Origin of the sequence: Maribellus comscasis (assembly GCF_009762775.1) — a bacterium.
In the GTDB taxonomy this organism is placed as follows: Bacteria; Bacteroidota; Bacteroidia; order Bacteroidales; family Prolixibacteraceae; genus Draconibacterium; species Draconibacterium comscasis.
Map to the genome: position 1 here is coordinate 3,446,600 of NZ_CP046401.1, position 12,097 is coordinate 3,458,696.

Below are 12,097 nucleotides of genomic sequence, written 5' to 3' on the forward strand. Positions count from 1 at the left end.
TCGTCACTCATATCTGAGTGACTCAACAGGATTTCTCGTAGCTGCTCTCCAACTTTGCCAACTCACGGTTAACAACGCGATTCCTAAGGCCAGCACTCCAGCCATTGCAAAAATCCACCAGCTTAATGTGGTTTTGTAAGCAAAGTTCTCCAGCCATTTATTCATGGCATAATATGCAATGGGTGTTGCAAAACCAAAAGCAATAGCTATCCATTTTATAAAATCTTTGTTTAACAATGCCATCACCCCAAAAATTTTGGCACCGTTTACTTTTCTAATACCAATTTCTTTGGTACGACGTTGAACGACAAAAAGACTTACCCCAAACAACCCAAGACACGAAAGTACCATGGCAATGCTGGTAAAGATTTTAAACAACAAGGCGATTCTTGTTTCCGTTGAATACATTTGTCGATAAGTGTTATCAAGAAATTCATACGAAAAAGGTTCATCTGGATTTATGCTTTGCCATTCTTTTTTTATGGAAGAAATTACTGCTGCAGCATTTCCTGTATATTTAATGAATGCAACCGCTTCCGGGTTCCAGTTTCCTTCTTTAAACAAATAGACTTGTGGGAAAATAGTATTGTGCAATGATTTGGTTAGCACATCTTCTATCACTCCCACAACAACACGACGCTCGTTATTAAAAAATATTTCCTTCCCTATTGGATTTTTAAGGCCAATTTCGTCAATGGCTTTTTGGTTTAATATACATACATCTTCATTATCACGACCAAATTCTTTTGAGAAACTTCTGCCTCCGCTTATTTTTATGTCAAGGGTTTTGAAATAGTCGTAGCTTACCCAGCAACGTTCTGCCAATGGGCCCTGTTCATAGGTCATCCCGGTCGACCACACGGGGCCGCCGTCATCTTCTGTGGTTACCAGGCACGACTTTGCAGTAACACTTTTAACTTTGGATATCTTAAGTAATTCTTCCTTAAAAGAAGGAAATCTTTTTTGCAGGATCCCTTTTATTGGCAGATAGATAATTTGTTCTTTATTAAATCCCAGTTTTTTACTAAGAAGGAATTCTTTTTGTTTGGAAACAAACAAAGTGGTTGCAAGCAGTACCATCGAAATAAAGAATTGTATAATAATTAGCCCGTTTTTCAAGAACCAGGGCCGGACTTTTTGAGGCAGTTTACCCTTCAACATCATTACAGGTTGTAAAGACGATAAATAGAGCGCGGGGAAAAGGCCTGCAAATAATCCAATAATGACAATAGTACCAGTAAAACAGAGCCAGATCATGGGATTATGAAGATTGAATTTCAGATTTAATTTAAAAGTTGCATCAATAATTGGAAGGCTCAGCCCAATAAGAGCTATTGCAATTATAGCAGCAATAATTATATGGATAAACGTTTCGGATATAAATTGAAATATCAGGCTAATTCTCTTGGCTCCCAATATTTTGTTGATCCCTACTTCTTTGTTTCTGGTTGTGTTTTGAGCCTCGAATAAATTAATAAAATTGATACAACTGATGAGTAGAATGGCTAAAACAACAAACGAGAAGATATACAAATTCCGTCTGTCGCTGGTTTTTAATTTTTCATTGTTGTACCGGTGGTCTAAATAAATTTCACTTAATGGTTGTAGCTGATAACTAAGTCCAAGATCGTCCCAAAGAGAAGTGTTTTCCGATATGACGTTTTGCATTTTCTTTTCAATCAGTTCGATTTTGGCATTCTGGTAAAGAAGGAGATAGGTATAAACCCTGTTCGAATTCCAATCTTCAAAATATTTGTTCTGTGTAATCAGCGTGGTCATCGAAAGAAGAAAATCGAATTGCAGGTGCGAATTTTCGGGGATCTCTTTAAAAACGGCCGTTACGGTATAGCCTTCACCTTCAATCTCAATGGTTTTTCCTATTGGGTTGTTGTTGCTGAAATATTTGGACGACATTGACTTGCTGATGACTATTGAGTTTGGAGCGGCTAGGGAGCTGTTTTGATCTCCAACAAGCAGGGGAAAATCAAACAGTTCAAAAATTGTATTGTCGGTAAAATATCCGTTGTTTTCATAAAAGGCTTGCTGATTATATTTAAAAACAGAATTGTTAACATGATAAAACCTGACACTATTTTTTATTTCAGGGACTGCTTTTGTAAACTCCGGCCCAAAAAGTGGAGGAATATAAATTTCATAAACGTCCTCATTATTGATCTTTCCATGTTCAACTATGCGGTAAATATTTTTATAGTTCTTGTGAAATTGATCGAATCCAAACTGACTTTGTATCCAAAGGGTGATAATGAAAACGCAAGCTATGCCAATCGCAAAACCAATAATATTAATACTGAATGACAAAGGCTGCCTTTTGCTGATTCGGATTGTTAATTTAAAAATATTTAACATCGTTTCTTTTTAGTGGATGACTAAAGTTTGTTTATCTCTTATTGCTATTTCCAAAGCGCTAACTGCTTTTTTCTCGCAGACTTCATAGATTTCTTCATTCATATCGAAGCGCATCAACCGGATTCCTTGTCGCAGCCCGCCAGCTTTGCCAGCTAACAGTCAATAATGCTATTCCCAGCCCCAGCATCCCGGCCAGAGCAAATATCCACCAGCTTAATGTGGTTTTGTAGGCAAAACTTTCGAGCCATTTGTTCATGGAATACCAGGCAACCGGACCTGCAATTAAAAATGCCACCGCTACCCAAATCACAAAATCCTTGTTGAGCATTGATAATATTTCAGAGACTTTGGCACCATTGACTTTGCGGATGCCAATTTCTTTGATACGGTTTGTAACCAGCAAAGAGGACAAACCCAAAACTCCCATTGCCGCTATCAGAATAGCAAACAGGCTTATATAGTTTAAAATCTTGTTTTCCTTTGCCTCTTTTTTGTATACTTCATCCAGATTATTCGCAAGAAAAGTGAATTCAAAAGGCCTATCGGGTAATAACGCTGACCAAATAGTTTTTACATCTGTCAATGCAGACGAAACTGAATTGGGCATAGTTTTAATATAAATATATTTATAAACGCCAGGGAATATTTTTATGGCAGCCGGGGCAACAGTGCTGTGTAACGATTTAAAATTAAAATCTTCTACAACGCCAATAACTTCGCCTTTCTCGGTAATATCCATTAACTTCCCCAGTGGCATGTCCCAGTCGATTTCTTTAGCAGCTTCCTCATTAATTATGTATGCGTGTTTATCACTCTCCTGGTTTTTATCAAAGTTTCTGCCCATTTTTAACTTTATTCCCATAAGGTCGACAAAGTTTTCATCGGCTGCTATCCAGTTCATCTGCCTATTCTCATTTTTTTCCATTCCTTCCCACCAAACGTTTTGAGAATAACCCCGTTCGGTAGGAAGGTAACTTGTAAAAGAGATTTCTTTCACATACGCGCTTTTCTTTATTTCTCCGGATAACAAATCACTTTTCTGTTTCACTTCATCATAAAATGCGGGAATAATAATTACCTGTTCCTTGTCGAAACCCAGGTTTTTGTACTTCATAAAATTCAATTGAGATTTTATCAGAAGTGTCCCGCTAATAAAAAATATGGCAACAACAAACTGAAAAATAACCAGTGTTTGCCTTACATGTGTTACGGAATGTTGGCGGCTGTTAAAATTCCCCTTTAAAATACCCATCGGATTATAGGAAGATAAAATAAAGGCCGGGTATAAACCATTTACAAAACTCAAGACAATTAACAGTCCGATTACAACAGTTACCGATTTAAGGTTGAACAACTGACTGAAAACGATATTCTTATCGATAAATTCATTGAAAACGGGTAAAAAGAAATAGATAAGCGGTATTGCCAGCAAAAAGGAAACAAAAGTTACCATAAAGGATTCGGATAAGAACTGGCTCTTTAATTGTTTGTTGCTGGCACCTGTTATTTTCCGTATCCCAATTTCTTTGTTTCTAAGCGCTGATTTTGCCAGACTTAAATTGATAAAATTGACAGAAGCCAGTAGTAATATTATCAAAGCTATTGCAGCATATAATACCAGTTTAGTATAATGTACATTGGAAGAAAGATCAGACCGCAGGTCAGAAAACAAATGGATTCTTGTAAAGGGTTGCAGGTGAAGTTTTGTGTTTTTATCGGGCGAGTATTTTTCCATAAACTGCCGAAGTTTATTTTGCAGACTTTTATAATCGCCCATGGCATTCAGAAGAATATATGTTGTATAATTTTTGATGCCCCAGCCCGAATTACCAGCGATTCGACTAAAAGGCAAAAGAAAATCGATGTGAAATTGAGAATTGGAGGGAATGTTTTCAAGCACTCCTGTTACCGTATAAACTTGCTGATTATCAAAACCTACTGAAATAGTTTGGCCCAATGGATTTTTGCCGCGGAAATATTTTTCCGCCATATTTTGCGAAAGAACTATGCTATGAGGAGAAGAAAAGATCGTTTCAGGATTGCCGGTTTGTAATCTGAAGCTAAATGTTTTAAAAATGCTTTCATCGGCTACAAAAATGTCGCCCCAGAATTGATTCTCAGCACAGGTAATAAGCGTTTTTCCTGTACCGGAACAACGGGTATATTCCAAAACTTCGGGAAATTCTTCTTTTAATGCAGGTCCAAGTGGAGCCGGAGTATGAGCAAAATTATCGGGACTCCCGTTTTTTTCAAATTCGGTAACAACTCTGTAAATATTTTCTGCATTTTCATGGAATTTATCAAAGCCTACTTCATAAGTAATCCACAATATAATGAGGAATGAAACGGCTAATCCAACTGAAAAGCCGGCAATATTGATTGCCGAGAGTAACTTGTTTCTCAATAAATTACGAAGTCCGGTTTTTAAATAGCTCCAGTACATGCTTTAAAATTTTATTAAAATAAAACTATTCATAACGTAAGGCCTCCACAGGATTCCTTGTAGCTGCCCGCCAGCTTTGCCAACTAACCGTTAGCAACGCAATTCCCAAGGCCAGCAATCCAGCCAGCGCAAAAATCCACCAGCTTAAAGTGGTTTTGTACGCAAAGTTTTCGAGCCATTTGTGCATGGTATACCAGGCTAACGGAGTTGCAATGATAATGGCGATTATCACTCCTTTTATGGATTCCGTGTTTAGCAGCACTAATATTTCCGTGATTCTTGCTCCATTTACCTTACGAATGCCTATCTCTTTAATTCGTTCAACTGAGCTCATAATAGCCGCACCCAATAATGACAAAATGGATATTATAATCGCCATGATGCTAAACAGAATAAAACAGCGGTTAAATTGAATGTGCGACTGGTATTGCTGGTTGAAATAGTCGTCTAAAAAGAAATACTCAAAATAGCTGTCTTTAAAATATTCCTGGTATTCTGCTTTTACTTTCGAGACCAACTCCACGGGGTTTTCGTTATGAAACTTAATAAAGATAAAATATCCAAACTGGTCAGGATTAAAAATTGTTGGCATAACTTCCTGGTCTAAAGAATTTTGAAAATAACCGTCAACCACTCCAACTACTTCTCCCATTTCATTTTTATCGTCGTTATCCACGAGTATTTTGCCAAGAATGTCTTCATAGTTGGCGGCTCCCAGGGCAAGTGCCGCCTGTTTATTCAGTATAATATGTCGAGGGCCTCCTTCCCAGTTAGTTTCGTCGGGAAAGAACGATCTTCCCGCTAATAATTTTACGTCAAAGAAGTCAAAAAAGCCGGGTGCTACATTTGATTGAAAAAACTGGTCACTCAATAAATCGGTTCCTTTAATGGCGATGCCACCTTTTACCCAACCATTTTTCTCTCCCGGCGTAACGGTTGAATAGCTTGTTTCCAGTATCCCGGGAAAATTTTTCAGGCTTTGTTCAAATTCCCTTTGCTTTGTATTATATTTTCCGTCAACGGATCGTTTTACGGTTAATACCTGGTCAATATTCATCGAAAGCGCTGAATCCTGCATGTAATGAATTTGCTGTATGGCAATCATTGTGCTGGCAATTAAAAAGACTGCAATACTAAACTGTGCAATCAGCACAAAATTCTTTGGCCTTTTGTTGCCGGCGTTGGAACTCTTTGTAAGAACCATATTCAGCGGGATTGTTTTTAAATATCGCAGCGTAAGTATTATTCCAACACCAATGCTAATTCCCGTCATTATTAATATGGAATACAAGATTGTCCGGAGTCTTAAAATGAAATCGAACGAATATTCCAGGTGTAAATAACTTTTTAATGTTGGGAACAATAAGCTAATAATAGCAAATGCCAGGATAAGGCTGATTAATCCGGTTATCCATGTTTCAGAAATAAAATCCATGGCAAAAGATCGCCAGGATGCCCCATTGATTTTTCGCACTCCCAGACTTTTAATTTTCCTTTTAATTAACGATTTGTAGATGTTTGTATAATTTAACCAGGCGCTTAGCAAGATAAAAAATGCAACAATCATTAACGCTATCAGATAACCGTAATTGCCATTAGCTTCATGTTCAAACCGGTAATGTGAGTGTAAGTGAATATCCGTCAGTTTTTGAAGCTCGTATTCAATTTTAAAATCCAGCTTCATTCCCCTGGATTCAAGAAATTCGAGTGCATAATCGGTTATTTTGGCGGCAACTTCATTCGGGTTGCTTCCTTCGCGTAGCAGAAAGTAGGTATTTGTATTGTTACATGTATAGCAATACGATGGGCCTAACTCGCTTGCCAGGGATATAATTACATCGAATTTTAAATGCGAGTTTTCCGGTACGTCTTTTACAACGCCCTGAATCAATAAGGGAGTTTTTCCCGGGTTAACGCGATAAATGGTTTTCCCGATTGGATCTTCATCTCCGAAATATTTACGGGCTAAAGATTCCGTAATTACCGCAACGTTCGGTTCCCTCAAAAAATCGGATTTGACTCCTGAAACTACCGGATATGAAAACAAATCGAAAAAAGAGCTGTCGGCGAAGAACGCTCTTTCTTCCTTGAAAATATCTTCTTCAACCTGCAGAAACTGAGTGGATTTTTTGCAACGTACAAAATTTTCGACTTCCGGAATATTCTCTCTTGCAATCTGGCCTGCCAGGTAACTATTTCCTACACTTTGATCCAGACCCGTAGTATAATAGCGATTAAAAACCAGTCTATAAATCCGATCATTATTCTGAATAAAAGAATCGAAGCTGGTTTCAAACCAGATGTACTGCACAATAAACAGTATTGCTGCAATTCCAATCGCCAAACCAGTTATATTAATTCCGTTAACAACCTTGTTTTTAAAAAGCTCCCGGAATATTATTTTTATATTTTTAAAAATCATCCTGTTTCTGTTTTTACATTGAATTTGAAGTCAATTAATGACCTCGGAACTTACTCGTATCGTAGTGCTTCAACCGGGTTTCTTGTTGCAGCCCGCCAGCTCTGCCAGCTTACCGTAAGCAATGCAATTCCTAATGCCATTAACCCGGCCAAGGCAAAAATCCACCAGCTTAAACCGGTTTTGTAGGCAAAGCTTTCCAACCAGCGATGCGTAACAAAATAAGCGATTGGAATGGCAATAACGATAGCCAAAATTACTACACTTGTAAATTCACCCGATAAAAGCCTGGCAATTCCAATTTCGCTCGATCCCATTACTTTTCGAATACCAATTTCCTTTGTTCTTCGCTCGGCAGTGAAAGCCGACATAGCAAACAGACCAAGGCAGGATATAAAAATGGCCAGTCCTGCAAAATATTTTGATAATACAGAAATTCGTTGCTCCGCAAAATATTGTTTTTCATATTCGTCATTTAAAAAAGAATAATCGAAAATATATCCGGGATTGAAAGATTCATATAAGCTCCGTAAATTTTCAATAGTTGCTTTTTCTCTTCCTGCCTCTATTTTCACCAGTATTTTCTCCGCTTCCTTTGGTTGGTATCGAAAGAAGAAGGGTTTAATATTCTCATGAAACGACTGAAAATTAAAATCATTTGCAATTCCAACTATTTCATAGTTTGTTCCCCACAGGTTAAATGTTTTACCCACCGGATTTTTTAATCCCATGACATCAATTCCTGCTTCGTTAATGATTATTTTATTTTCTTCATTCCAGAAATCCTTTGAAAACGAGCGTCCTGACTGCATTTCAACGTCAAGTAATTCAAGCATATCGTCGCCTATTCCTAAATGAGAAAATGCCACAACTGCGTTTGGATCTTTGCCTTCCCAATCGAAGGAACCTTGTGTCATACCGGTTTCACCTACGATACTTCCCCACATCGTGGCAGCATGTTTTACACCCGAAATTTTTCTAACCTCTGAAAGAAACGATTGCGAGTTTTCAAAAAGTTTTCCCTTTAGTTTAAATTGAACGATGTTCTCACGATTAAAACCCGGATTTTTGGTTTGAATTAACTTTACCTGTTTGTACACCACCAAAACGGATACAATTAGAAGAACGGATAAGGAAAATTGAAAAACAACAAGTCCTTTCCGGATAAAAATTTCACCTGTTGAATTATTCAATTTGCCTTTTAAAACAGCATAAGGGCGAAAACCCGACAAATAAAATGCCGGGTAAACGCCTGCTATTAACCCTGTTAAAAATAAGATTGAGATACTTGCAAAAACTAATTTATCATTTGGAACAAGTGAAAGATGTTTTCCGGTTATCGCATTGAATTGAGGAAGGAGCAATGCCACAAACAACACTGCCAGTATAAATGCAAAAAAGCTGATAATTAACGATTCTCCCAGGTATTGCCCAATTAGAGCAACCCGGCTTGAACCAATTGTCTTTTTTATACCTACTTCTTTGATCTTTCTAAACGTTTTTGCCGTGGAAAGATTCATAAAATTTATACAGGCTATCACTAAAATAAATAGGGCAATTATTGAAAACAATCTAACATATTCAATTCTGCCACCCGCCAGCTTTCCGTCTTCAAACCGGTTATACAAATAAATATCTGAATATTTTTGAAGTAAAATTGTAACATCCGAATTCTTGTCTTTTGTCTTGAGAAAATCGACAATTTTATTTTTGAACTGAGCTATATCTGTTCCTTCTTTTAACAGCAGGTAGGTTTTTGCCTGATGATTTCCCCATGTGGCATAACTCCCAACCAAATCTTTAAAAACTTCATAGGAAACCACAAAATCAAACTGCGTTGATGAACTTGCAGGAATATTTTTCAAAACACCTGAAACAACAACGTCCATCTTTTTATCATTACTTTGCCAGCTGACTGTTTTGCCCAAAATGCTCTCAGTTGTATTGAATAAAGTCAGTGCCATTTTTTCGGTTATTACCACCGAGTTTTTATCATTCAAAACAGAATTACGATTCCCTTTTATAAAGCCATAGGAAAAGACCTTAAAGAAGTTTTCATCCGCAAATATTCCAGTTGCATCAAAATTTTGTTCCCCGTTACTTATTATAAAATCCTGTAGCACTGGAGACGAACTAACTGCATATTCTACCTCCGGCATTTCTTCTGTTAAAGCGGGAGCCAGTGGAATTGGAGCTGATCTCCATGTATCAATTCCATCTTCATTTGGATGGGTAGTAAGCACCTGGTAAAGCCTTTCATTATTTTCGTTAAACGTATCCATGTTAAGCTCATCATTTACCCACAGGTAAATCAATAAAGCACAAGCCAAACCAGTTGACAAACCAATAAGATTTATAAAAAGTGAATTCTTATTTTGTCTGAAGTTCCTGAGTATTATCAGCAAATTATGTTTAAACATGTCATTCTGTTTTTAATTCATCGCTATATTCACTTAAGTGCCACAACTCTACCAAAAATGTCGGGATTCTTCGTCCTACTCATATCGAAGAGCCTCAACCGGATTTCTTGTTGCAGCCCGCCAGCTCTGCCAACTCACCGTCAACAATGCAATTCCTAATGCCACTAACCCGGCCAGGGCAAAAATCCACCAGCTTAAACCGGTTTTGTAGGCAAAACTTTCCAGCCATTTGTTCATGGCGTACCATGAAATGGGTGTAGCAACAACAAAGGCAATGCTTACCCATTTAACAAAGTCTTTGTTCAGCATGGTAATTACTTCGGAAATCTTAGCTCCGTTTACTTTCCGGATACCGATTTCCTTTATCCTTCTTTCTGAAGAAAAGATAGCAAGCCCTAAAATTCCGATACATGAGATTACGATAGCAAGAATGGCAAAAAATCCGATGGTTTTGGCAAATCGTTCTTCCGAGCGATACATAGAATCAAACCATTGATCATAAAATTGGTATTTAAAAGGATAATTCGGCAGTAAATCTTGCCACGTTTCCCGGATAAAACTCATGCTCTGTGCAATGGTGTTGCTTTCAAGTTGCACATTAATGGCTGTTGGGCGAAAATTCGATGTTACCATGAGACAAAGTGGCCCGATTGCCTCATGCATCGAACTGTAATGAAAATCTTTCACTACTCCAATGATGTCGAATCCGCCATAATTATTAAATCTTTTATTTTCAAGGTCATCAAATTCAAAATAGTTATATGCCGCTTCGTTGAAATAGCAAACTTTTCCATCATCGCCGGGCTGCAGGTCTCTTCCCTTAGTAATTTTCAAGCCAAGTGTTTTTAAAAATGCCGTATCGACCAACAAACAGGGAACACTCATATTTTTATCGGTATTTTCCATATTTGACCCCATCCACATATTAACCGCTCCGGGGACTCCATTTGAGGTTGTCATATTCTTAATAAATGGCGACTTTTGCAATTCGTTGATCAGGATCATCGCTTTTTGAATGTCATCTTTCTGAATTCGCGGGACATCAACCCTTAAAAGTTGTTCTTCTGTAAATCCTGGATTTTTATGCTTTACAAAGCCAATTTGTCGTTGGACAATCATAACACAAAAAATGAGGACGATTGAAATGGTAAACTGAAAAATGGTAAGCGAATTTCTGAAAACGGATTTATTTTTTAAGGTCGTAACAGAACCGCTCAGAATCCTGACCGGATTGATCCCAGAAACTGTAATGGCAGGACCGCTTCCGCTTACAATTCCTATTATTACTGCCGAAAGCATTAATATAAAAATATAAGGGAAAGTAAAAAGGAGTTTAAAATTGAGGATTGTATCGAATACAGATTGGTAAAATGGCAACAAAATCCATAGAAAAATAACGGCAAGGAAAAACGAAAAAACGGAAACAATTACCGATTCAAAAATAAAGTGCAAAAGAATATTTTTACGAAATGCCCCGATTGCCTTTTTTACACCCGTGTCTTTGTTTCTTTTGTTTTGCTGGGCGATGGTCAGGTTAACGTAATTGATTATAGCGAGTGTAAGAATTATAGCGGCGATTGCACCAAGTAACCGCATCAGGCCAATATTTCCTTTTTTGGTTGCACTCCCATTGGTCAAATCAAATAAATAGATATCGTTTAAAGCAAGAAAATTAGCCTCTTTTAAGTAAGGATCAAGAATCTGCGTGTTTGAATTAATTTTTGAAACCAGGTTTTTGCGGTTGGCATTTTTGTTTAATTGCAAATAAATTCGAAAGGGCCAGCGATAAGTGCTTAAATCATCACTGTTGCCAATCCAGCTTGAGAATTTAAAACTTTTGTTTTCGGCATTTACCAAAATTTTAGCTGAAATGCTCGAATTCTCCGGGAAATCTTCAATTACGCCGCTTACTGTAAGCGGAATTCGGTTTTCGTACATGATTTCTTTACCCAAGGGATTCTCTGTTCCAAAGAGCGATTTTGCCGTACTTTGGGTTATTAGTGCTGAAGTTAATGTTGAAAATGGTTTTTCCCGGTTGCCCGTTAAAAATGCGATGGTAAAAACGTTAAAAAAATCGTTATCAACCGACATGATATTGTCGAGATAGGATGCCTGTTCATTGACCTGCACGGCAACAGGACGGTTCATAATCTGTACTAAACATCCGCTTTCTATTTCGGGATAATTTTGAAGCAAAATGTCTTTTACCCTGTAATCGATTGAACTTGTGTTGTCTTCACTATTGACTAAACGTACAATTTGCCCCGCATTTTCATGATATCGGTCGTAAGAGTATTCTTTTATCAGGAATAAGGCAATTGCCAGGCAAATAGAAATACCAAAAGCAAATCCGCTAATGTTGATTACTGAAAACTTTTTATTCTTCCACAGATTTCTAAATGCTGATTTTAAATAGTAAGAGAACATGACCTTATTTACGTTTAATTA

The 12,097-nt window shown here is 37.4% G+C and carries 5 protein-coding genes; all 5 read right to left on the reverse strand.

Annotation, left to right across the window (positions count from 1 at the left end; translation table 11 throughout):
* Positions 1 to 3 precede the first annotated feature (3 nt).
* Positions 4 to 2,367 carry an ABC transporter permease gene (locus tag GM418_RS13635; RefSeq protein ID WP_158867197.1) on the reverse strand — a complete coding sequence of 788 codons (2,364 nt, stop codon included), beginning with the start codon at positions 2,365 to 2,367 and terminating at the stop codon, positions 4 to 6.
* A 94-nt stretch (positions 2,368 to 2,461) separates the two neighbouring features.
* Complete coding sequence (locus GM418_RS13640; protein WP_158867199.1) at positions 2,462 to 4,810, reverse strand: ABC transporter permease; 2,349 nt, start codon at positions 4,808 to 4,810, stop codon at positions 2,462 to 2,464.
* A gap of 25 nt (positions 4,811 to 4,835) precedes the next feature.
* Positions 4,836 to 7,232: an ABC transporter permease gene (locus GM418_RS13645; protein WP_158867201.1), complete on the reverse strand. Its 2,397-nt coding sequence runs from the start codon at positions 7,230 to 7,232 to the stop codon at positions 4,836 to 4,838.
* A 50-nt stretch (positions 7,233 to 7,282) separates the two neighbouring features.
* Positions 7,283 to 9,649 (reverse strand): ABC transporter permease, encoded by a 2,367-nt coding sequence (locus tag GM418_RS13650; protein ID WP_158867202.1) that lies wholly within the window; start codon positions 9,647 to 9,649, stop codon positions 7,283 to 7,285.
* Positions 9,650 to 9,724: 75 nt separating this feature from the next.
* Positions 9,725 to 12,076 (reverse strand): ABC transporter permease, encoded by a 2,352-nt coding sequence (locus GM418_RS13655; protein ID WP_158867204.1) that lies wholly within the window; start codon positions 12,074 to 12,076, stop codon positions 9,725 to 9,727.
* Between the last annotated feature and the right edge of the window lie 21 nt (positions 12,077 to 12,097).